Genomic DNA, 22,320 nt, shown 5'->3' on the forward strand with positions numbered 1-22,320 from the left:
AGGCTACGGAGCGTTCAGTATTAACGGCGCGGTTAACGCCGTCCGGCTGACATGGTTACAGCGCGGCGATAACGGCCTGCTGCTCGATCAGCTTGAGCTTAGCCTGCTCGAACTCGGCCATGCGCTCGCGCTCTTTCGCCACCACGGCTTCCGGCGCGCGCGAGACAAAGCCTTCGTTGGAAAGCTTGCCTTCGATCTTGCCGATTTCCACTTCCAGCTTGCTGACTTCTTTCGCCAGACGCTCCAGCTCGGCGGTTTTATCCACCAGGCCAGCCATTGGGATCAGCAGCTCCGCGCCGTCGATGATCTTGGTGACCGATACCGGGCCTTTCTCGCCGGCGGCCAGGCAGGTCAGGCTGTCCAGACGCGCCAGCGATTTCAGGAAGTTATGGTTGTCGGTCACGCGACGTACCACGTCAGCGCTTGCGCCGCGCAGCAGCACATCCAGCGGTTTGGACGGCGACAGGTTCATCTCGGCGCGAATATTACGCACCGCGACAATCGCCTGCTTCAGCCATTCGGTATCGCTCAGCGCCGCCTCATCCACCTTCGCCTCTTCAAATTCCGGCATCGGTTGCAGCATGATAGTGTCGTCGCTGATGTTCTTCAGCACTTTCACCTGCTGCCAGATGGTTTCGGTAATAAACGGAATAATCGGGTGCGCCAGGCGCAGCAGCGCTTCCAGAACCACCACCAGCGTATTGCGGGTGCCGCGCAGCTGGGCTTCAGAACCGCCGTTCATCACCGGCTTGGTCAGCTCCAGATACCAGTCGCAGAACTGGTTCCAGGTGAACTCATACAGGATGTTGGCGGCGATATCGAAGCGGTAGCTGTCCAGCGCGCCACGGTAAGCCTTCACCGTCTGGTTGAATTCGGCAAGGATCCAGCGATCCGCCAGCGACAGCTCCAGCTCGCCGCCGTTAAAGCCGCAGTCCTGCTCCTGAGTGTTCATCAGCACAAAACGGCTGGCGTTCCACAGCTTGTTACAGAAGTTGCGGTAGCCTTCCAGGCGCTTCATATCCCAGTTGATATCACGACCGGTAGAGGCCAGCGCCGCCAGCGTAAAGCGCAACGCGTCGGTGCCGTGCGGTTCGATACCGTTCGGGAACTGCTTCTCGGTGCGCTTGCGGATTTTCTCCGCCAGCTGCGGCTGCATCATATTGCCGGTGCGTTTCTCCAGCAGATCTTCCAGCGAAATGCCGTCAACCATATCCAGCGGATCGATGACGTTGCCTTTCGACTTGGACATCTTCTGGCCTTCTTCGTCGCGGATCAGACCCGTCATATAAACGGTCTTGAACGGCACCTGCGGCTTGCCGTCTTCATCTTTGATAAAGTGCATGGTCAGCATGATCATGCGGGCAATCCAGAAGAAGATGATGTCGAAGCCGCTGACCAGCACGCTGGTCGGATGGAAGGTGCTCAGATCCGGCGTTTTTTCCGGCCAGCCCAGCGTGGAGAACGTCCACAGCCCGGATGAGAACCAGGTATCCAGCACGTCTTCGTCCTGGTTCAGCGCTACATCCGCGCCCAAGTTGTTTTCCGCGCGCACTTCTTCTTCGGTGCGGCCGACGTAGACGTTGCCTTCGGCATCGTACCAGGCCGGAATACGGTGTCCCCACCACAGCTGACGGGAAATACACCAGTCCTGAATATCACGCATCCAGGAGAAGTACATGTTCTCGTACTGCTTAGGCACAAACTGAATATCGCCCTGCTCAACGGCTTCCACCGCGACTTTTGCCAGCGGCGCGGTACGCACGTACCACTGGTCGGTCAGCATTGGCTCGATCACCACGCCGCCGCGATCGCCGTAAGGCACGGTCAGGTCGTGCGGTTTGATTTCTTCGAGCAGGCCAAGCGCATCTACGGCGGCAACAATGGCTTTACGCGCGGCAAAACGCTCCAGCTTCTGGAACTCTGCCGGAATGTCGCTGCTGTAAACGTCAGACTCTTCGCCGTTGGTGTCATAAACCTGAGCGGCTTCACGGATGTCGCCATCAAAGGTCAGGATGTTGATCATCGGCAGCTGGTGACGACGGCCCACTTCATAGTCGTTGAAATCGTGCGCTGGCGTGATTTTCACGCAGCCGGTGCCTTTTTCCATGTCGGCGTGCTCGTCGCCCACGATCGGAATGCGGCGGTTGACCAGCGGCAGCACGACAAATTTACCAATCAGATCTTTATAGCGTGGATCTTCCGGGTTAACGGCTACGCCGGTATCGCCCAGCACCGTTTCAGGACGGGTCGTGGCCACCACCAGGTAATCTTTGCCGTCAGCGGTTTTCGCGCCGTCCGCCAGCGGATAGCGGATATGCCACATAGAGCCTTTGGACTCGCGGTTTTCCACTTCCAGATCGGAGATAGCGGTGCGCAGTTTCGGATCCCAGTTCACCAGGCGTTTGCCACGGTAAATCAGGTTCTCTTTGTAGAGGCGCACAAACACTTCTTTGACCGCGTTGGAAAGGCCGTCGTCCATGGTGAAGCGCTCGCGCTCCCAGTCCACGGAGTTGCCCAGACGGCGCATCTGACGGGTAATGGTGCCGCCGGATTCCGCCTTCCACTGCCAGATTTTTTCGATAAAGGCGTCGCGACCGTAGTCTTTACGCGTTTTCCCTTCTTCAGCGGCGATTTTGCGCTCCACTACCATCTGCGTGGCGATGCCCGCGTGGTCCGTGCCCGCCTGCCACAGGGTGTTTTTTCCCTGCATACGCTGGTAGCGGATCATGGTATCCATGATGGTTTGCTGAAACGCATGACCCATATGCAAGCTACCGGTGACGTTCGGCGGCGGGATCATGATGCAGAAGCTTTCCTGGCTGGTGTCGCCGTTTGGCTTAAAGTAGCCCTGCTGTTCCCAGTGCTCGTAGAGCGGCTGTTCGATATCTTGCGGGTTATATGTCTTTTCCATTTCTGCTATGTCGTTGGGGGCACGGGCGGCGTGGCCGTATTCAAGTGGAATCCGACGCTGCGATAGGCTTTATAGCGATCGCGCGCCAGCTGTTTCAATTCTTCTTCGTAAGGCACGAAGTCTATCACTTCCTGGAAAGCGGTGGCAAAATCTGCGAACTGCGGCAGCAGGCTGATCAGCAGATCTCTTGGCGCGTTGCCGCGGCGCTGCGGCCAGGCCAGCTCGACCGGCGCGCCGTATTTCGGCCCTTCGCCCGCCAGATTGTGCGGCACAAAGGCGCTGGCCGGACGGCGCCACAGCGCTTCATCCAGGCGGATCGCCTGCGCTTCATCTTCGCAGGCGACCAGCACGCGCTTTCCCTCGCGCCAGCGCGTTTCCGCCAGCTCGCAGACCAGCGCTTCCAGCGCGCTGAGCCCGTCAACCGGCGTGTCGCTTTCCAGCAAATAGAAGGTGGCGTTTTTCATGATTTAGTCGTCGCCGTTCAGACCGGCGCGGTTCAGCAGGAACTGCGACAGCAGGGCGACCGGACGACCGGTAGCGCCTTTGGCCTTGCCGGAGCGCCACGCCGTACCGGCGATATCCAGATGTGCCCAGTTATATTTGCGCGTAAAGCGAGCCAGGAAGCAGGCTGCGGTGATTGCGCCGCCGGGACGGCCGCCGATGTTTGCCATATCCGCAAAGTTAGAATCCAGCTGCTCCTGATATTCGTCGGCCATCGGCAGACGCCAGGCGCGGTCGCCCGCCTGTTCAGAAGCGCCGATCAGCTCGTGCGCCAGCGGGTTATGGTTCGACAGCAGGCCGCTGACGTGATGGCCCAGCGCAATCACGCAGGCGCCGGTCAGCGTCGCCACGTCGATAACCACGTCCGGATCGAAACGTTCGACGTAGGTCAGCGCGTCGCACAGCACCAGACGGCCTTCCGCATCGGTATTCAGCACTTCAACGGTCTGGCCGGACATAGTGGTCAGCACGTCGCCGGGACGATAGGCGCGGCCGCCAGGCATGTTTTCACAGCCCGCCAGCACGCCAACCACGTTCAGCGGTAGTTTCAGCTCGGCCACCATGCGCATCACGCCGTAAACGGAGGCCGCGCCGCACATATCATATTTCATCTCGTCCATGGCTTCGCCAGGCTTAATCGAGATGCCGCCTGAGTCAAAGGTCACGCCTTTGCCGACCAGCACGATAGGACGGCTGTCCGCGTCCGGGTTACCTTTGTATTCGATCACCGACATCAGCGATTCGTTCTGCGAACCGGCGCCGACGGCGAGATAGGCATTCATGCCCAGCTCTTTCATTTGCTGTTCGCCAATCACGCGCGTGGTGACGTTGCTCCAGCCGTCCGCCAGCTGGCGCGCCTGAGAGGCAAGATAGGCGGCGTTGCAGATGTTCGGCGGCATATTGCCGAGATCCTTGGCGGCTTTGACGCCGGCGGCCACGGCCAGGCCGTGCTGGATGGCGCGCTCGCCGCTGGTCAGCTCGCGACGGGTCGGCACATTAAACACCATTTTACGCAGCGGGCGACGCGGTTCGACTTTGTTGCTTTTCAGCTGATCGAAGCTGTAAAGCGTCTCTTTCGAGGTTTCCACCGCCTGGCGGACTTTCCAGTAAGTGTTGCGGCCTTTCACGTGCAGTTCAGTCAGGAAGCAGACCGCTTCCATCGAGCCGGTATCGTTCAGGGTGTTAATTGTCTTCTGGATCACCTGCTTGTACTGACGTTCGTCCAGCTCGCGCTCTTTGCCGCAGCCGATCAGTAAAATGCGCTCGGAGAGAATATTCGGCACATGATGCAGCAGCAGCGTCTGGCCGACTTTTCCTTCCAGCTCGCCGCGACGCAGCAGGGCGCTGATGTAGCCGTCGCTGATTTTATCCAGCTGTTCAGCAATGGGTGACAGCCTGCGCGGCTCAAACACGCCTACCACAATGCAGGCACTGCGCTGCTTTTCCGGGCTACCGCTTTTTACACTGAACTCCATGCACTCTCCTGAATCTTAAAGACAACGGCGCTTGCTGCGGCTAGAATATAGCGCTTGTTAACCGCATAATGCCGGGGCAACGCGCCGTGTAGCGTTACGGGCGTCAGATTTTGTTCGGGTGATGCCCCTTAGGAATAATCGGGTAAACGTTTTTTTTTGCATCACCGGAACGCGATTATTGTCATACTAGTTTAGCTACGACCGAGGCCATTGATGAGAAAAAATGGCGTATAAGCGATGAAACTATCGATTTTCCTGCAAAAAGACAAGTTTTCACAGGCGTATTCAGCGTGATTATCATTAGATATCTGGTAAGAGAGACGCTCAAAAGCCAGCTGGCTATCCTCTTTATTCTGCTACTGATCTTCTTTTGTCAGAAGTTAGTCAGGATCCTGGGAGCCGCGGCGGATGGCGAAATTCCCACAAATTTAGTTCTGACACTGTTAGGTCTTGGCGTTTCAGAGATGGCGCAGCTCATTTTGCCGTTAAGCCTCTTTTTAGCCATCTTGATGACGCTTGGCCGTCTGTACAGCGAGAGTGAAATCACCGTGATGCACGCCTGCGGCCTGAGCAAGGCCGTATTGGTGAAGGCGGCGATGGTGCTGATGCTGTTTACCGCAGTGGTCGCCGCGGCGAACGTCGCCTGGCTTGGCCCGTGGTCGGCGCGCTATCAGAATGAGGTGACCAAGAACGCTAAGGCTAACCCTGGCGCGGCGGCGCTGGCTGCCGGGCAGTTCCAGCAGTCGGGCGACGGTCAGTCGGTGCTGTTTATCGAAAACGTGAAGGGCAACAATTTCGGTAACGTCTTCCTGGCGCAGCTGCGGCCTAAAGGCAACGCGCGTCCTTCGGTCGTGATGGCGGATAAAGGCCATATGACGCAGCGCGCCGACGGCTCGCAGATAGTGACGCTGGATAAAGGCACGCGCTTTGAAGGCACGGCGCTGCTGCGTGATTTCCGCATTACCGATTTCCAGAACTATCAGGCCATCGTCGGGCATCAGGAAGTGCTGCTGGATCCCAACGACGCCGAGCAGATGAACTTCAGCGCGCTGCGCCATTCCGACAGGCCGGAGTTCCGCAGCGAGCTGCACTGGCGCTTTACGCTGGTGTTCTCGGTGTTGGTGATGGCGCTGATGGTGGTGCCGCTCAGCGTGGTGAACCCGCGCCAGGGCCGCGTGCTTTCTATGCTTCCCGCGATGCTGCTGTATCTGGTGTTCTTCCTGCTGCAAAGCTCGCTGCGCTCCAGCGGCTCGAAAGGACGTCTCGATCCGGCTATCTGGATGTGGGTGGTGAACCTCTCCTATCTGGCGCTGGCGATCCTTCTTAACCTGTGGGATACGGTGCCGATGCGCCGTCTGCGCGCCCGCTTCACCCGGGGAGGATCGGTCTGATGTTTGGCGTTCTCGACAGATATATCGGTAAAACGATTTTCAACACCATTATGGCGACGCTGTTTATGCTGGTGTCGCTCTCCGGCATCATTAAGTTTGTCGATCAGCTGCGCAAAACCGGACAGGGCGACTACACCGTGGTCGGCGCCGGGCTTTACACTATCCTCAGCGTGCCAAAAGATATTGAGATCTTCTTCCCTATGGCCGCGCTGCTGGGCGCGCTGCTGGGCCTGGGCGCGCTGGCGCAGCGCAGCGAGCTGGTGGTGATGCAGGCTTCCGGCTTCACCCGGATGCAGATTGCCGCTTCGGTGATGAAAACGGCGATCCCGCTGGTGCTGCTGACCATGGCTATCGGCGAGTTCGTGGCGCCGCAGGGCGAGCAGATGGCGCGTAACTATCGTGCGCAGCAGCTGCTGGGTGGTTCGCTGCTCTCCACGCAGAACGGGCTGTGGGCGAAGGATGGCGATAACTTTATCTTTATCGAACGCCTGAAGGACAACAGCGAGCTGGGCGGCGTCAGTATCTACAACTTTAACAAGGAGCGCCGTTTACAGACGGTGCGCTATGCGGCTTCTGCCAAATACAACACGGACAAAAAGCAGTGGGATCTGTCGGAAGTGGACGAGTCTAATCTGACCAATCCGCAGCAGGTTACGGGCAGCCAGACCCTGACCGGCGAATGGAAAACCTCGCTGACGCCGGACAAGCTGGGCGTGGTGGCGCTGGATCCGGACGCGTTGTCGATTAGCGGGCTGTATAACTACACCAAATACCTTAAGCAGAGCGGACAGGTTGCGGGCCGCTATCAGCTGAATATGTGGAGCAAGATCTTCCAGCCGCTATCGGTGGCGGTGATGATGCTGATGGCGCTGTCGTTTATTTTTGGGCCGCTGCGCAGCGTCTCGATGGGGATGCGCGTGGTCACGGGCATCAGCTTCGGCTTCCTGTTTTACGTGCTGGATCAGATCTTCGGGCCGCTCAGCCTGGTATATAACATTCCGCCAGTGCTTGGCGCGCTGCTGCCAAGCGCCGCCTTTATGGCTATCAGCGTCTATATGCTGCTGAAGCGCCGTTAACGCTCCCGGCCGCAGGTGCTCCGCCTGCGGCCACGGTTCAGCCCCGCTTTTTATCCGCTTTTCTGCCTGCCAGCCGTCGTAGCTATCCAGTGGACTTTTCTTTGCACCAGCCGTCGTAGCCTTTTAGCCTCTTTTATCTGCACGACAGACATCCTGGCTCTTCCGCCGCCTTATCCTTTCTGGCAGCCGTCGTAGCTTTCCTGGCGGTTTTTCTTCACACCAGCCGTCGTGGATCTTCGGCCGCTTTATCCTTTCTGTCAGCTGTCGCATCTTTCCTGGCGATTTTTTTCACATCAGCCGTCGTGGCCGTTCAGCCGCTTTTTCAGTGCGTCAGCCGTTGTGGCTTTGTGGCTGTTCTTTCCTTTCAACGGGCGCCGTCGTTGCTCGCTTTCGCTGGCCTTAACGCTTTCCCGGCTGCTTTCTGCCTGCCGTTTTGCGCTTTCCGCTGGCAGCCTGCTGCGTCTTTCGTCAGTTTTGTCATCTCTGCGCGGCCCGTGGTTCATAAGTATTGCCCAGACAGCGGCGTGCAGCAGCCTTCAGAACCGGCACCGCAAAAGAGAGGCGTACGCATTATTTACCAGTATTTTTATGCTGTTAGAAAGAAGAGGTGGCCACTTATATAAGTAGCCTGTGCGCAAGGCAGTATAAAGCAGAAAAAGTTCAATCAATATTTAAAAATAGTTAATGTATATATAATTAAATCGCTTACAAAATCTGTTACATTTTGCCGCTTAATTGGGGAGGCAGTCTCGAAACAGTCTACTACTATTAATGGCGTGTGCAACAAAACGTGGCGCCGGATAAGAAGATTTTTTAGTCTGTGGGGCTTTAAATCTCAGGAGTTAATTTTATGGGAAATAAAAACGCGCCGCTTACTGGAAAAGTCAAAGAGGCCGTCTCGATGCCGCTTGCTGAAGAGCAGGCTACCATCTCTAAGCAGCGCAAGGTTCACAGTCGGATTAGTCTGACGCGCTCTACGCAACAGGTAGAGAAATTACTGGAAACCGAGCTAACGCATGAGCATGTTGAAATCGAGCACGTTCCTATGAATTATCAGGTTGCCGATGATTATTCTGCTGAGATCCGTCAGGAAGGGGATGTTTTTATTATTCCCGTGATTGAAGAGCAGGTAGAAATAATCACTAAGCGGGTGCTTAAGGAAGAAATTCATATTCATAAGCATACCAGTAAAGAAGAGTTTCAGCAGAAAGTCACTCTGCGTAACCAGGAAGTAAAAATTACGAAGCAGAAACTTTAAACCTATTAACGAGGATCTATTTATGTCACATGAAAAAATCGTCACCGCATTTAATGAAGTTTCACAGGCGGAAGCGGCAAAACAGAAATTGATCGTCGAAGGTATTGCAGAGAAAAACATCGATATCATCTCCGGGGAAAGATTACGCGTAGAAGATAAAGAAATCCGTCATCCAAGCTTCTGGCAGCGCCTGTTTGGCGATGACGTTGATGATGATTACGCAAGCGAATACAGCAAGGCTATCCGTTCAGGCGGTGTGCTGCTGACGGTTCGCGCTCCGAAAGATGAAGCTGACCACATTGAACAGGAGTTGAGCGCCTTTGCCGCCGACTACTCTTCACTGAGCCATACGGATCGCGGCCTGCTTACCGGTGACCAGACGGGTGCGCTGAATACCACTACCGCGCCGCTGTCCAATACCGGCACCACCGGCACGCTGGCAGACGATACGCTGCTTAACGAACGCGATTCGCTGCGTAACGAACAGGATTCACTGCTTAATCGTGACCGTACCGACCTTGCCGTTTCTGAAACCGACCGCGATTCGCTGAAGCTGGCGGAAGAGCAGGTGGATATCGGCAAACGCCAGATTAATGATGGTTCCGTACGCCTGCGTCGTTTCACCGTAGAAGATGAAGTCTCGGAAGATGTTTCGCTGTACGACCAGCACGCAGAAGTCTTCCGTCACGCGGTGGATGAGCCAGCCTATCTGAACGACGTGGACTGGTCAGAAAAAACCATCGAAGTTGAGGAATCTCATGAGATCCCAACCGTTGCGAAAACCGCGCGTATTAAAGAAGAAGTGGGCCTGCGCGGCGAAGAGACCGCTCGCGTCGAAACCGTGAAAGACAGCGTGCGTCGTCAGGAAGTGGAGGTTGAGCATACCAATGAAAATCGTACGCACAACACCAACGCCCTTAAAAACGACGTAACCCGCACCGAGACCAACCTGCGGGAAAACGAGCTGACCGACGACAAGCTGGCACCGAATAAACTGACCGATGCCGACAAGAAGTACTAATCGCTAAACTGACAACGTTTTAGTGAAAGGCATGTAAGCCCGCGTCGAAAGACGCGGGCTTTGTCGTTATAGCAGCGCCGGAAGCTGCGACAGCAGCCACAGCAGCAGGCCAATTACGCCGCCCACCACCGTGCCGTTGATACGGATGCGCTGCAAATCCTTGCCGATATTTAACTCTACCTGGTGCGACATATCCTTCGCATCCCAGCTTTTCACCGTATCGCTGATATGACGGCTTAAAAAGTCCGAGAACTCTGGTGCAACGCTTATCGCCGCCTCTTCCATATGCTGATTCAGCGACGCCCGCAGCTGCGCATCCTGGGTTAAGGTTTCACCCAGCCACTGTGCGGAAGCGCTGACTTTGCCGTGCAGCACCGAGTCTTCTTTATCCAGATCCTGCTTCAGCCAGCTGCGTAAATCGCCCCATAGCTGCGCGATATAGCTGTTCAGCGTCTCGTCCTGCTTCAGATAGGTTTTGATCTCTTCCGCTTTCAGCTGCATCTCCGGATCGCTGCGCAGCCGCTCGATCAGACGCTGTACCGCACGATTGAAGCCCTGACGTAGCTCGTGCGCGCCGTCCTGCTCGATATCGTTAAGGATCGATTTCACCGCGTTGGCCGCCAGCTCGGCACTTTTTTCACCTACCCATTCTGTCGGCAGCATTTTCTCTTTAATAGGATGCTCGCGCTTCAGCCAGCGCATCACCTGCTGCGCAATAAACTCGTGCGTGCCTGGCTTGTTGATCAGATGCAGCAGCTGGCTGATGGCGTCGTCCAGCAGCGCCTGATGACGATTGTTTTTGGTCAGGCTCTCCAGCACCAGCGCTGCCGACTGCGTCAGATCGACCTTATCAATAGCCTTGTGGATAGCGCGCCGCATAAACGCCTGGATACGCGAGTCGTCAGCCAGATCGAGAAAGCCGCGCACGACTTTCAGCAGATAGCCGCTGATGCGGGCGGCGTTAGCCGGTTCGCTCAGCCAGCGGGCGATGATCTGCGCCGGATCGTGACGGCGGATTAACGTCAGCAGCGAATCGGTATTCAGGAACTTATCCTGCACGAACAGCGCCAGATTATCGGCAATGCGATCCTTGTTGCGCGGCACAATCGCGGTATGGCGGCCAACCAGCGGGATCGGCACGCGCCTGAACAGCGCACTGACCGCGAACCAGTCCGCCAGCGCGCCGACCATCGCCGCTTCCGACACGGCTTTTAAAGCGCCGATCCACAGGTTCGTCGGTCGCCAGAGGGGATAAAGCACGGTGGCGATAAACAGCAGCGCCGCGAAGCATAACAGCAGCAGCGGCAGACGTTTGGCTTGCGCCAGTTCGGTTTCTTTATTCATAAAAGCTTGCCTGCTCCCGGGCGGATTTAGCAAAAATTAAACGAGGCGGTTCTGGTCGGGCCTCAGTATAGCTCTTCAATGGGATCGGTTTTCCAGGTGTAGTTGCTTAACTGCCAGCTGTTAAAATCGACAAGGAAATGCGCCTGTTCGCCATTGACGATATCGGTGACGATGCCTTCGTGTACGCTGCCGGTTTTCTCCCGCCAGCTGGCAATCAGCGCCGGCTGGCCCGCTTTTTCCTCCACGCGCAGCCAGACGCGAGCCAGAATCTCATCACCCTGTGCTTTCTGGCCGTCGGCGAGAATCAGTTGGGTGGTGGCCGCTGGCGTCATCATCAGCGTGGTTACCCACAGGCCGCGATCGGTTGTCTGGAAAAAATCACTGACTTTTTGCAGGCGGCCGGCGGTCAGCGGCTGCGCTTTGACGATGGCGTCCACCAGCGCAGCGTTGCCGAACAGACTTTCCGGCTGCTTAACGGCGCTGCTGGTTTTATCCAGAGAGAAGTGGAGATAGGGTTTGCCGTTGCTAAAATCGGAAAGGGCCAGCTGCAAACCCTTATCCATTTGCGTGGAGATAAATCGCGCCAGCGCGGGAACATCCGGCGCGGCAGCTTTCAGCCCGTGTTCGATGCGGGCGAAGATCAGCGAAGGATAATAACCAGACCAGACATAGCTTTCCTGCTGCTGCTGTGCCTGCTGCTGCCGACGCAGCTCGGCGATCAGCTTATCGATCTCAGGGCCGTCGGCGCCGATATCGATCAGGTAGCTGGCCAGCTCAACACGGTTACGGGGTGACTTAAAGGTGTTCAGGTTCGCTTCGGCAAACTGGCGCGCGCGTTGCTCGTCAAACTGCCGCACGTTGGTGAAAGCATCGGTCAGAATACTTTCGTCATAGCGGCCACTGCGATCGTCCAGCATTTGCAGCGTCAACGGATAAAGCGAGCGTTCCGCTTTCATCGCCTCCAGCACGGCCACTTTTTTATCATTGTTGAATGCATTGTTACCGAGGATATCGGCAATCTTTTTGCCCGTGTCATCCGCCATTACCCGACCAAATATGCCCCGGCTGGCGATAATCAGATGCAGCGCGTCTCTGAACTGATAGTCGTCGGAGGCGGGATTGAGGATGATGGCCATCAGGCGCTGTGTTTCAGCGGCGTTAAGATGGGGCTGGCTGCCGCCGCCACGGGCATTGTCTCTGGCAAAGCGTAGCGTCAGCGAGTCGAGCAGGGCGCTGGTGCGCAGCTCATCCATAACCCGATAACCGCCGCTGTTTTCATCGTCAAAGCGCAGCCAGCCGTTCACCTTATCGGTAACGATAGCCGTCATTTTGCTGCTTACGCCGGAGATACCGACAAAGCCCGCCAGCGTCAGCACGGTAGCGAAAACGGCGAACATGCCCAAAATCCATTTGCGGGTGTTATCCAGCACCGACAGGGTTTTGTTGATGGCGCTTTCGGTGATTTTTGCTTCAGCGTTGTCAATTTTGTCGCTGACCTGTTGCAGCAGGCGGAGGTTCTCCTCACGCAGCTTTTCCAGCTCGGCCTTGTGCTGCTGCGTATCCCGCTCTATCAGCAGCTTCGTTAGATCATGCATCGTTTTCTCACTACAGAAAAAGTTAACTGTTGGCGGTTAACGATAATGCAGGCTGGTGCCCGGAGATGCAAACCGCCGCGCTGCGGAAAAAAGCGTACAGGGAAGGTGGCAGCCGCAGCAAACTTCTGTAATTTATTTATTTTTGCGGCGAGGAAAAAAGATGGATGCGAACATTATTGCAGTAGCCACGATTGGCGGCGCGCTGGCGCTGGGTGCCATGAGCCCTGGCCCGAGTTTTATTATGGTGGCACGTACGGCGGTGGCGTCTTCGCGACGTGCAGGCATGGGCGCGGCGCTGGGAATGGGCACCGGCTCGATAGTGATTTCATTAATTGCGCTAATGGGCCTGCATACGCTGCTGGCGGCGGTGCCGTGGCTGTGGCTGGTGCTGAAAACTGGCGGTGGGCTTTATCTGCTGTGGATGGCGTTTAAGATGTTCCGCCACGCGCGTGAGCCGCTGCATATGGAAAACAGCGGCAACATGGGGAAAAGCTTTCGCCGTGCCTTTTTAACTGCTTTTATTACGCAAATCAGTAACCCTAAAACGGCGGTGGTGTTTGCCGGGATTTTTGCCGCGCTGCTGCCGAGCCACATTACGCCAGCGATGTACGTGGCGCTGCCGGTGGTGTCGATGCTGGTGGATGGCCTGTGGTATGCCTTTGTGGCCTGGGCGCTGTCCTCCAGCGGGCCGCGTAATACCTATTTGCGCTATAAGGCGACGTTCGACCGTATCGGCGGCAGCGTGATGGCCGCGCTGGGCATTAAGCTGATAGTGAAATAGGCAAGGCGGGGACTTCGAAGGCCGGAGGCGTGTCTGGAAGAAGTGGTTTGCTGTGGGCCGTGTTTTTGTGTGAGGAGTTTGTGTGGGGAGCGTGTTTAGAAACGGAGACGGGGCGAATTTTTGTGGCGCGGAGAGTGCGTCAGGAAAAGGGGCGGATTTCTGTGGTGCGGGAAGCGCTGTGGGAAAGGGGAAATTTTACAGGGTGAGGAATGCTCCGGGGGAAGGGAGGTTTTTTTGTGGTGCGGGGAATGCTGTTGGGAAAGGATCGAATTACAGTGTAGGGAAAGTGATAGATTTCAGTAGTGCAGAGAGCGCAATAGGGAAAGGGACGGATTTCTGTGGTGCACAGAGCGCTCTGTAAGAAAAGGGCCTGCTTTCTGGGAAATCGGGGAATGTGCCGGGAACACGATCGGATCGTAAAGACGCAAAAAGCGTCGTCCCTGACAGCTCGGCCTGCGCCGTCCATGGCGCAGGACGCTTTACTAACCCGCTCGTGTTCCCGCCACTTCAAGGTTTGGCGTGGCCTGTAGGATCGATCGAGGAACGGCCGTGGCTTTGGCATGGTTTATAAGCCTGGTCTTTGGGCTATTGTGACTTTGACGCGGCCTGCAAGTCTGGCTGGTGAACGGTTGTGGGTTTGATTTGGTTTATAAGTGAGGCCGCTTTGGCTTTTGGCATTGTCTGCAAGCGGGAACGTTCGGCATTGTCTGCAAGGGTAGCTAGTGTTCTGCTGTAGCTTCGGTCTGGTTTACGAGCGTAACCAGGGGGCGGCTGTGATTTTGGCGTGGTGAATGAGTCGCTGTAGCTTTTGGGCTGAAGTAAGGAGCAGCTTCTGCTTTGAGCACGACAAGACGCTTTCGCTAATCGGTTGATCTGTCTGTGCAGAGAGTGGAGGCGTCTGCGCCGTCCGTGGCGCAGAGGCTTGGTGATAATGGCCTAGGAGATAAACTGCTTGCTCTGCTTCAACACCAGATCGCAGGCTTTGGTTTTCACCTTCTTGCCCAATTCGGTGTTGCCCAGGCTTTTCAGGTTTACCTGCTGATCGCTGCCGGTATTCAGCAGGCCCATCAGACCTTGTTTATAGTCGGTAGTTTCCTGTGCTTTAGCCGTGTCGGTCAGGCCCAGCTTGCTCAGCAGCTGATCCTTTACGGAACTCACATTGTTATTTACCACGTTGTTCTGCACGCAGTACTGCAACACGCCTGCGGCATTGGTCATGCTGTTAGCGCTGAGCTGCTGATTGCCGCCGTTCAGCAGGCCGGCCAGTGCACCCAGCGACATGCCGTTATTCTGCGTGGTAGTTGATGCAGAGTTAGCATTGTTCTGGCTCAGCGTGTTGGCAGCATTGCTGAGCTGATCCTGCCAGCTTGCGGCTGAAGCCACGCCAGCGAACAGGGAAGACGAAACCGTTAATGCCAACGCTATCTTAGTTGTTGCTTTCATTTTTATACCTTCTTTAAATTGTCCGGCACGACCTGTTCCCGGCGCGCGCCGATCTCCACAGTGGGACTGCGGGATTAGCCCGGAGTTCCGTATCGGGCGACAGCCCGGCTCGGCAAACCCGGCTTTAAGAATAGTCCTGGAACTGCTTATTCAGTAAGGCGCTCCGTCTTTATGTTGAAACTGCGGTTTGCCATCTTCTGTCATGACTAACTGTAGGTCGTCATCAGGATAGCTGACGCTGTCGCCAGCGGAACCTCCAGATAATGTACTTCCTCGCTGCCTGGATTCATCATCTGATGAGCATTGCCCGTTCTCGCTTTAAAACAGCACACATACCGGGTGCCAGTTTCGTTTCGCCAGCGATCGGCACCGGGTGCCCGGAAAGGATATAGATAAACTCATCCTGCTTTGTATGCGAATGCCTCAGCGCCGAACAGCCGCCAGGCAAAATGCGCGTAAGGTTAACGCCAAAGTTGCTTAGGCCAATCGCCAGGGCGATGCTTGATGCGTTGGTCGGCAAGTGCTGCAAAAGGCTGCGGATAACGGGAAGGGCTGGTTACGGGAGTGGCTTCTGCGGCGGTGACGGCTGTGGAGTAGGCTAAGAAAGGAGGAGTCGGGAAGTTGGAATATTTGGGAGCGGCGGTCATAAGGTTTCTTTGTGGCTGATGATAAAGGTCAGGGTAGACGTTAAGAACGACAAGCCGCTTTCAGAAAGGTGAGGATGTCAGATAAATAGTAGTCGAGTAGCTGGCCGCGTTAGTGAAATGATAGACGTCTCCCTTAACGGAGAGATGGATGGCGCTGCTGTTTATCTGCATTTTGACGTTTTCGTCAGAGGTAGACAAAAATGACTTATATTTATCGCCAGCCTGTTTTAAGAAATCGCTTTCCGCTACCTCAGAAGGAACGAGATAATATTGATAAACGTTTTTTGTAGTAGCGCCAGCGCTGCCTTCCGTTACGTACAGCGTAGTAGTAGAGTTGATCTGTTGCCGCTGTATAACTGACTCTTCGAAAGGCGAAAAATTCGCTACCTTCAGAATGCCGTATGCGACGATCGCCAGTAGTAATACCGCTATAACATACCGCTTCTTAAAATCCCGTGCGCTTCGCATAGTCTATCCCTGCTCTTATCCATGTTTGATCCTGGGGCTTCGCCGTATAGGGCGGGGCGGGTAGTCCCGTTTCCTTGTATGAACGTGCGGTTAAAATCATAAGGAGAGTGTATTTATTGTGCCGTGGTGAGTAAATGAGCAGTTGTGGCAAAATACGTGATATAGCCTGAACGTTGCTTGAACGGCAAGGAAAGGGTAGCGCGACGTTTTTTTAAGCAGTTGCGCATTTGCCTGCTGATAGGGGTTGCGGAAACAGGGGGTAAAGGTATAATCCACAACGTTTTCCGCATACCCTTCAGTGCCGAAGTGGCGAAATCGGTAGACGCAGTTGATTCAAAATCAACCGCCGCAAGGCGTGCCGGTTCGATTCCGGCCTTCGGCACCATCGGAACATCAATAGACGTCAACGGACGTCTTTTTTTGTGCCTGAAATCCGCGCCACACAAGGCTTTCCGCGATTTTCCTTTCAATAGAAGTCAATCTGAGTCAACCCACATCAAGTTGCTTGTGAGTATAGAACCGAGTATATATGCTGGTTCGATAATGGTTGTATACTCACAGTGGCACATGGAAGGAGAACTTTTATGGCTCTGACGGATATAAAAGTGCGTTCTGCGAAACCGCAGGAAAAGGAGTACACCCTTGTCGATGGGGATGGCATGTTTTTGCTGATTCACCCTAACGGCTCAAAATACTGGCGGTTCCGCTTTCGTTTTGGTGGAAAGCAGCACCTGATGGCATTTGGGGTTTACCCTGAAACCTCTTTAGCAGATGCTAGGCATAAGAGAGAAGAGGCCAGGAGGCTGGTTGCTGCCGGTGTCGATCCTCGTGAGCATAAGCGTGCGGTAAAAGAAGAACAGGCGAAAGAGACGGTTACCTTTGAGTCAGTTGCCAGGGAGTGGCATGCTACGAACAAGAAATGGTCTGAGGACCACAGTCGGCGGGTGCTGAAGAGCCTAGAAGACAATCTGTTCTCCGCAATTGGCAAGCGTAGTATCGAAGAGCTGAAGACTCGCGACCTGCTTGCACCTATTAAACTTGTAGAGGCAACTGGCCGCTTTGAAGTCGCTTCTCGCCTTCAGCAGCGAACCACAGCAATCATGCGCTATGCGGTGCAAAGTGGCTTGATTAATTACAATCCAGCCCAGGAAATGGCAGGTGCCGTTGCTTCAAGTAATCGTGTCCATCGGCCAGCGCTTGAGCTGAAACGATTATCTGAACTCCTCCACCGAATTGACGGTTACACGGGACGTCCTTTGACCCGCCTGGCTGTTGAGCTTACATTGCTAATTTTCATCCGGTCCAGTGAGCTGCGCTTTGCTCGATGGTCTGAGATCGATTTTGAAACGGCAATGTGGACGATACCGGCTGAACGAGAAGCTATCGAAGGTGTAAAGTACTCACAGCGTGGCTCAAAAATGCGTACACCCCATTTGGTGCCGCTGTCTCGCCAGGCATTGGCAATCCTTCAACAGGTTCACAAGATTAGTGGCGATCGCGATTTTGTTTTTATTGGCGATCATAATCCCCGCAAGCCAATGAGTGAAAACACTGTGAACAAGGCACTGCGCGTCATGGGGTATGACACAAAGGTTGAAGTTTGTGGGCATGGCTTCAGGACTATGGCATGTAGCTCATTGATTGAATCAGGATTATGGTCGAGGGATGCGGTGGAGCGGCAGATGAGCCATATGGAGCGTAACTCAGTACGAGCGGCTTACATTCATAAGGCTGAACATTTGGATGAGAGAAAGCTAATGCTACAATGGTGGGCAGATTTTTTGGATTTTAATAGAAATAGTTATACGACTCCTTTCGATTTTGCCAAAAGAGCCAATATGGATAAAAGGCGCAAGGATGTGTATGCTTAAATACTGTTTTTATATACAGTTTTAATTAAAATTCGCCTAAAACATATGAGTGTTTAACCATTTGTTTTTAAAAGATTTATTTCTATTGCCGTGTTTAGGCGCTAGAATGATTGCTATAGAGGATTGAAAATGCGTTCAAACGTCACTGCACTTGAGCTGAACGATGATAGCTCTAACATAGAGCTTTCGGAACTGCTTCCTGAGCCTAAATGTAAGGCTTATACGACAGAAGAGGGGCGGGTAGCCGGGTTGATAGAAGGTGATGCTGCATCTTCGCTTCGTATGCTTCCATCTGATGTCTTCAATGTAGCTGTCACATCACCACCGTATTATTGGGTAAGAGATTATGGCTATGACGGACAACTTGGTCATGAAGACTCCGTTGACGCTTATGTAGAACAACTCATGACAGTGTTTGATGAAGTTAAGCGTACTCTTCATCCCGAAGGTGTTTTCTTTTTGAATATTGGTGATACTTACTACTCTGGTAACGGACAACCTCATGGTAGTGACCCACGCTGCGCATCAAGGAATTTTTTAAGGAAAAAGGTAAGAGCTGTAGATGTTAGTGGGTGGGACATTCCGAAGAAAAGCATGATTGGTATTCCCTGGAAAGTAGCATTTGCAATGCAGGCCAGAGGATGGACTCTACGCAGTAATATTATCTGGAATCGATGCAATGCTTTCGTTGAACCGACTGCAAGAGATCGCCCTTATCGCCAGTATGAATTTATTTTCATGTTTACGAAAAATCGGTTTTATAGTTTTGACCGTTCGAAATTAATTGAAGAAGATGTCTGGAATATACCGATTGAACGTTCTCGTCGCGCCAAACATAATGCCTCATTTCCTATGGAATTAGCCCGTAGATGCATAGAAGTGGCTAGTCCAGTTGGGGGGCATGTATTAGATCCATTTGTGGGAAGTGGAACTACGATACTTTCAGCTTTAGCAAATGATAGAAATGTTGTGGGGGTAGATATGAGCAATGATTATATCCGTTCCATAAAAGAGACATTGAAATCTGATGGTCTTCAGGATACGCCTTGGTCAAATTTGTCCAGTACTATTGGGCAATCTTCGGCTGAGTGGGACAATTGGGCAGGTAATCGGTTGAATTTCAGAAAGCCAGGAAAGTCTAAATAAATAAAGGAGTTAGTGTGAAATATTTCGACATATCAACGATAAAAACAAGTATTGAAAGACTTGAAATGGTAAGTGCTAATTGGCTTTTACCCTCATTCGTTTTTGCTGCAAATGATATTGGAGTAGATAGCTTTGTTGATATGTCGAAAAAACTGGGGACGGACCAGTTTTTGGATCGCTACTTTAGTGGGGCGCGTGTAGGTATACCACCAACCGCGAAAGGTAATAATTTACTGCGACCAAGACTAAAAGGAATCGCTTGGGATAGAGGTGTTTTTGCCGGTGATTACATGATACGGCAAGATACTAAAATGTGGGGGAATTTGTTTTCTTCTCGTGGTTACAGAGAAATGCGACTTCAGGGTTTAATCGAAGGAGAAAAAGCAGTTACAAAGTTAACGGCTTCATTTCAACCACAATTCGAGGCGGAAATACCACAGGATTTTTTATTTGAAGATTTATTAGTGTGGATATTTGCTTTTGAAGGTGTTCCGGACCAGGTATCTTCCTGGTCTGAATTAATGCAGTTCTTGCTGCATGAACATCTAAATTTAGAAAATTTCAAGCCTCCTTATAGAAATAGATTTAAAATAATTCAACCTGAATTACCGTGGCCTCCATTGCTAGATGAGAGACTAAGTAATGAAACTTACCTTCAAGAATTATCACCGAAGCTATATGCCTATTTATCTGCACCAAAATCGTCAGGGAAAGTAGAAGAGGAGCCTAAGTCAAAGGTTAGTCAAGATGATCCTATATACTCATCAATAAGATCTATGATTGATAATGATTCTGGGCTTGCATTTTTGTTGGCAGGACCTCCTGGTACGGGAAAAACACGATATGCTCGTAGTATTGCAGAAGATATTTCACAAATGAATTCTGCGAGATCTATTTTTCTTCAGTTTCATCCTGCTATTAGCTATGATGACTTTATTGAGGGATTTCGGCCCAAATATTCTGAAGAAGATGGAAGGGTAAAATACGAGTTATCTAAGAGGATATTTTTAAATTTTGCTGATTCTGCAAGAAAAGATCCTGATAATAAGTATGTGATGGTGATCGATGAGTTAAATCGCGGTGATGTTGCTAGAATTTTTGGCGAAGTTCTTACCTATATTGAATCGGATTATAGAAATATCGAATTCACTCTTCCTTATTCGGGAGAGAGAGTAAGTATTCCGGATAATTTGATCCTTATTGCCACTGCAAACCCTTATGACCGTTCCGTAATAGATTTGGATGATGCGTTGTTACGTCGCTTTTGGGTTTTTGAGATGGAACCTGATAAAGCAGTCCTTCAAAACCACCTTGAGACAGAAGGTGTGGAGGAAAGTATTTGCAAAAGAACAATTCAACTATTTACGATCCTTAATGAGGTTTTCCCGTTTGGATATGGACATTCGAGCTTTCTAGGAGTCAGAAACATAAGTGATCTTTCTGCAATTTGGATGGGGAGAGTAAGGCCAGCTCTAAAGAGAACTTTGCTTCATGATAAAGATACATACATGACAATTGAAGGTGAAGTTGAAAATCTGCTCAAGATAAGAGACGATGAGCCAGATTATATTGGTGGTGAGCATGAATAATTCAACTACAACTCAAATGAAGGTTATAGAAATTCATGAAAGGGAGGCTAGAGTATTTCAACGAACAGATCTCTTTGATACTAGAGGATATTCATTATTATTACCCGAAACACGTAGTTTATCAGCGATAGATTTACGTGAGTTACATGATGGAATTGAGTTAAGAGCGCTGGGCCTCATAGGTTATTTGCCTTTGACAGATAAAATTGCACTTAACCTTAAACCCAAATTCCCTATCAATAATTTTTGGGAAATGCTTTCTATAGCCGATGAAAACTATTCTCGCATACTGCCTGTTTTACGTAGCTATCAAAACGCAGAAACAAGTACACCACATTTGATACTTGTTAAAAGTTACTGTTACTTTTTAAAAGAAATACTTAGCGTTGGTTTCTTTAGAGATTATAAAGAGAAATTAATAGGAGGCTATTGCCGTCCTAAAATAGACATTGGTAAAACTATAAGTCGATATATTTCGAAAGGGCAAGAATTTCATTCTTATTCAAATGTTTTTGAATTTACAAAAAATGTAAGAATAAATGGATTTATTAAGAATGCCTGTATTTCTTTTTTGAGAGTACTTTCAAATAATAATGATTTCATTGGTGAAAAACGTATTTTAAAAGAAGCATTGATGGTATTAGACTATGTTCATTCAGAGGTTTTTCATCCGAATGATATTTCATTATGCAGTGATCTACCAAAATGGAGTCAGGATTATTATTTTGGTGCATTAAGTGTGTATTCTATTTTCTTAGGATATAGAAGTGTGGGTTTTATGTATGGTGAAAAGGGGTGTAGAATGCCTTCTTTTCTTTTCTCTCTAGATAGCATATTTGAGAATTTCATTCGGAACTCATTTAGAACTGCTTTGAAGGATAAACAAATAGCTGTGCTTGATGGTAATAATCCTAAGCACCAAGTTCCACTATTTCAGGACAATAAAAGATTTCCCATAAAACCTGATTTAATTTATAGAACAGGTAAGGAAAGAAAAGTAATAGCTATTGGAGAAGTTAAGTATAAACCAAAAGTTGATGAGTCTGATCGTTATCAAGTCATAAGTCATGCTATTGCATTGAACTCACCGATAGCTTTTTGGATTTCCCCTGCTACTAATGGTTCTGGGGGGATGGAATATATTGGTGAGATATCAAACGGTATAAAATTTTACCATTATAAATTAAATATTTATGATGGTCTTGTTGAAAATAGTAATAAAATGATTTCAGATTTTTTAGCCATAATGGCTAATGGATGATAGTTTTTATTGCGGGTTTGCTCTAGCACCTAATGGATAATCTATGAAGATGTGGATAATTAATGCATTCACCATGCATGAAACAATTGTGTAATAAAATGTTCCTTTAGAATTTCTGAGCATAAGCGACTTTATTATGATCGAAGATAGTATATATGTATGAGATGGTTCTTAGACATATACTGCCTTCTATATCTAGGTTCAGAACTAGTGCCAAAAGTATCTTATGCCGAGAAGATTTCACTAATTAGTATAAGTCTTGAAAAAAACCTCTAGACCTTTTCAGCCTATACACTATAGGAAGTAAAAGTTATTTGTAAAAAGATAATATTATACTTTAGCTAGTAATTTGTTCATTGTGACCATTTGTGATTGAAAATTTAAATGTAATAAAATGATAAACTGAATCGCCACGGATAATCTAGACACTTCCGAGCCGTTGATAATACTGGTTTTCATATTCTATCGGTGACATTTGATCGCTAGAACCATGCCGACGCTTACTGTTATAAAACATTTCGATGTAATCAAAAATATCGCTG

17 protein-coding genes and 1 tRNA gene are annotated in these 22,320 nt (G+C 51.3%); 10 read left to right on the forward strand and 8 right to left on the reverse strand.

The genetic code is table 11. The features are described from left to right. Positions 1–55 precede the first annotated feature (55 nt). Genes AB3U87_RS14970 through pepA form a run of 3 tightly spaced genes read right to left on the reverse strand, consistent with a single transcriptional unit; the run spans position 56 to position 4,887 of the window. Entirely contained in the window at positions 56–2,911 is a 2,856-nt protein-coding gene (locus AB3U87_RS14970; RefSeq protein WP_253457998.1) for a valine--tRNA ligase, read from the reverse strand. Positions 2,912–2,916: 5 nt separating this feature from the next. Then, complete coding sequence (locus tag AB3U87_RS14975) at positions 2,917–3,375, reverse strand: DNA polymerase III subunit chi (RefSeq protein WP_253458001.1); 459 nt, start codon at positions 3,373–3,375, stop codon at positions 2,917–2,919. A 3-nt stretch (positions 3,376–3,378) separates the two neighbouring features. Then, a complete protein-coding gene (pepA, locus tag AB3U87_RS14980; protein ID WP_253458004.1) occupies positions 3,379–4,887 on the reverse strand; it encodes a leucyl aminopeptidase in 1,509 nt (502 codons plus the stop codon). Between the two features lie 290 nt (positions 4,888–5,177). On the opposite strand from pepA, the gene lptF reads away from it, so the two are divergent. The 4 genes from lptF (at position 5,178) to AB3U87_RS15000 (ending at position 9,633) form a co-directional block, all read left to right on the forward strand. Next, complete coding sequence (gene lptF, locus AB3U87_RS14985; RefSeq protein WP_369896383.1) at positions 5,178–6,278, forward strand: LPS export ABC transporter permease LptF; 1,101 nt, start codon at positions 5,178–5,180, stop codon at positions 6,276–6,278. Continuing rightward, positions 6,278–7,354 carry an LPS export ABC transporter permease LptG gene (lptG, locus tag AB3U87_RS14990; RefSeq protein WP_253458011.1) on the forward strand — a complete coding sequence of 359 codons (1,077 nt, stop codon included), beginning with the start codon at positions 6,278–6,280 and terminating at the stop codon, positions 7,352–7,354. Before lptF ends, lptG begins: the two co-directional genes overlap by 1 nt. 850 nt (positions 7,355–8,204) lie before the next feature. Then, a complete protein-coding gene (locus tag AB3U87_RS14995) occupies positions 8,205–8,612 on the forward strand; it encodes a YsnF/AvaK domain-containing protein (RefSeq protein WP_369896384.1) in 408 nt (135 codons plus the stop codon). Between the two features lie 22 nt (positions 8,613–8,634). Further along, positions 8,635–9,633: a YsnF/AvaK domain-containing protein gene (locus AB3U87_RS15000; RefSeq protein ID WP_394149566.1), complete on the forward strand. Its 999-nt coding sequence runs from the start codon at positions 8,635–8,637 to the stop codon at positions 9,631–9,633. Positions 9,634–9,699: 66 nt separating this feature from the next. On the opposite strand, the gene AB3U87_RS15005 is transcribed toward AB3U87_RS15000, so the two are convergent. Both AB3U87_RS15005 and AB3U87_RS15010 read right to left on the reverse strand, forming a co-directional pair. Further along, on the reverse strand, positions 9,700–10,977 hold the full coding sequence (locus tag AB3U87_RS15005) for a DUF445 domain-containing protein (protein WP_253458035.1): 1,278 nt from the start codon (positions 10,975–10,977) through the stop codon (positions 9,700–9,702). Between the two features lie 62 nt (positions 10,978–11,039). Next, positions 11,040–12,572, reverse strand: coding sequence for a hypothetical protein (locus AB3U87_RS15010; RefSeq protein WP_394149569.1), 1,533 nt, complete (start codon positions 12,570–12,572; stop codon positions 11,040–11,042). 160 nt (positions 12,573–12,732) lie between these two features. Between AB3U87_RS15010 and AB3U87_RS15015 the strand changes: the two genes are divergently transcribed. Next, the gene (locus tag AB3U87_RS15015) at positions 12,733–13,353 is read left to right on the forward strand and encodes a LysE family translocator (RefSeq protein ID WP_301250694.1); all 621 of its coding nucleotides are present in this window, start codon (positions 12,733–12,735) and stop codon (positions 13,351–13,353) included. A gap of 936 nt (positions 13,354–14,289) precedes the next feature. Here the strand turns inward: AB3U87_RS15015 and AB3U87_RS15020 are convergent. Together AB3U87_RS15020 and AB3U87_RS15025 are read right to left on the reverse strand one after the other, a co-directional pair. Next, positions 14,290–14,796, reverse strand: coding sequence for a YjjA family protein (locus AB3U87_RS15020; RefSeq protein WP_253458044.1), 507 nt, complete (start codon positions 14,794–14,796; stop codon positions 14,290–14,292). Positions 14,797–15,503: 707 nt separating this feature from the next. Beyond that, positions 15,504–15,911 carry a hypothetical protein gene (locus tag AB3U87_RS15025; RefSeq protein ID WP_394149571.1) on the reverse strand — a complete coding sequence of 136 codons (408 nt, stop codon included), beginning with the start codon at positions 15,909–15,911 and terminating at the stop codon, positions 15,504–15,506. Positions 15,912–16,211: 300 nt separating this feature from the next. Between AB3U87_RS15025 and AB3U87_RS15030 the strand changes: the two genes are divergently transcribed. From AB3U87_RS15030 to AB3U87_RS15050, 5 genes are all read left to right on the forward strand, one after another. Continuing rightward, positions 16,212–16,296: transfer RNA gene (locus AB3U87_RS15030), tRNA-Leu, on the forward strand. Positions 16,297–16,495: 199 nt separating this feature from the next. Further along, entirely contained in the window at positions 16,496–17,782 is a 1,287-nt protein-coding gene (locus tag AB3U87_RS15035) for a tyrosine-type recombinase/integrase (RefSeq protein WP_394149573.1), read from the forward strand. A 129-nt stretch (positions 17,783–17,911) separates the two neighbouring features. After that, complete coding sequence (locus tag AB3U87_RS15040; protein WP_394149575.1) at positions 17,912–18,928, forward strand: DNA-methyltransferase; 1,017 nt, start codon at positions 17,912–17,914, stop codon at positions 18,926–18,928. A 14-nt stretch (positions 18,929–18,942) separates the two neighbouring features. Then, complete coding sequence (locus AB3U87_RS15045) at positions 18,943–20,517, forward strand: McrB family protein (protein ID WP_394149577.1); 1,575 nt, start codon at positions 18,943–18,945, stop codon at positions 20,515–20,517. After that, on the forward strand, positions 20,510–21,778 hold the full coding sequence (locus AB3U87_RS15050) for a 5-methylcytosine restriction system specificity protein McrC (protein WP_394149579.1): 1,269 nt from the start codon (positions 20,510–20,512) through the stop codon (positions 21,776–21,778). The genes AB3U87_RS15045 and AB3U87_RS15050 overlap by 8 nt, the downstream gene beginning before the upstream one ends. Before the next feature lie 421 nt (positions 21,779–22,199). Here AB3U87_RS15050 and AB3U87_RS15055 read toward each other — a convergent pair. Next, positions 22,200–22,320: IS3 family transposase (locus AB3U87_RS15055; protein ID WP_394149583.1), on the reverse strand; the 121-nt coding region annotated here is incomplete at its 5' end.

The organism is Erwinia plantamica (assembly GCF_043420595.1).
GTDB lineage: Bacteria > Pseudomonadota > Gammaproteobacteria > Enterobacterales > Enterobacteriaceae > Erwinia > Erwinia aeris.

Excerpts from the sequence above, each read along its gene's own strand:
- AB3U87_RS14970 (WP_253457998.1), bottom strand. The coding sequence starts at position 2,911 with ATGGAAAAGACATATAACCCGCAAGATATCGAACAGCCGCTCTACGAG.
- AB3U87_RS14975 (WP_253458001.1), bottom strand. The coding sequence starts at position 3,375 with ATGAAAAACGCCACCTTCTATTTGCTGGAAAGCGACACGCCGGTTGAC.
- pepA (WP_253458004.1), bottom strand. The coding sequence starts at position 4,887 with ATGGAGTTCAGTGTAAAAAGCGGTAGCCCGGAAAAGCAGCGCAGTGCC.
- lptG (WP_253458011.1), top strand. The coding sequence starts at position 6,278 with ATGTTTGGCGTTCTCGACAGATATATCGGTAAAACGATTTTCAACACC.
- AB3U87_RS14995 (WP_369896384.1), top strand. The coding sequence starts at position 8,205 with ATGGGAAATAAAAACGCGCCGCTTACTGGAAAAGTCAAAGAGGCCGTC.
- AB3U87_RS15000 (WP_394149566.1), top strand. The coding sequence starts at position 8,635 with ATGTCACATGAAAAAATCGTCACCGCATTTAATGAAGTTTCACAGGCG.
- AB3U87_RS15005 (WP_253458035.1), bottom strand. The coding sequence starts at position 10,977 with ATGAATAAAGAAACCGAACTGGCGCAAGCCAAACGTCTGCCGCTGCTG.
- AB3U87_RS15010 (WP_394149569.1), bottom strand. The coding sequence starts at position 12,572 with ATGCATGATCTAACGAAGCTGCTGATAGAGCGGGATACGCAGCAGCAC.
- AB3U87_RS15015 (WP_301250694.1), top strand. The coding sequence starts at position 12,733 with ATGGATGCGAACATTATTGCAGTAGCCACGATTGGCGGCGCGCTGGCG.
- AB3U87_RS15020 (WP_253458044.1), bottom strand. The coding sequence starts at position 14,796 with ATGAAAGCAACAACTAAGATAGCGTTGGCATTAACGGTTTCGTCTTCC.
- AB3U87_RS15025 (WP_394149571.1), bottom strand. The coding sequence starts at position 15,911 with ATGCGAAGCGCACGGGATTTTAAGAAGCGGTATGTTATAGCGGTATTA.
- AB3U87_RS15035 (WP_394149573.1), top strand. The coding sequence starts at position 16,496 with ATGGCTCTGACGGATATAAAAGTGCGTTCTGCGAAACCGCAGGAAAAG.
- AB3U87_RS15040 (WP_394149575.1), top strand. The coding sequence starts at position 17,912 with ATGCGTTCAAACGTCACTGCACTTGAGCTGAACGATGATAGCTCTAAC.
- AB3U87_RS15050 (WP_394149579.1), top strand. The coding sequence starts at position 20,510 with ATGAATAATTCAACTACAACTCAAATGAAGGTTATAGAAATTCATGAA.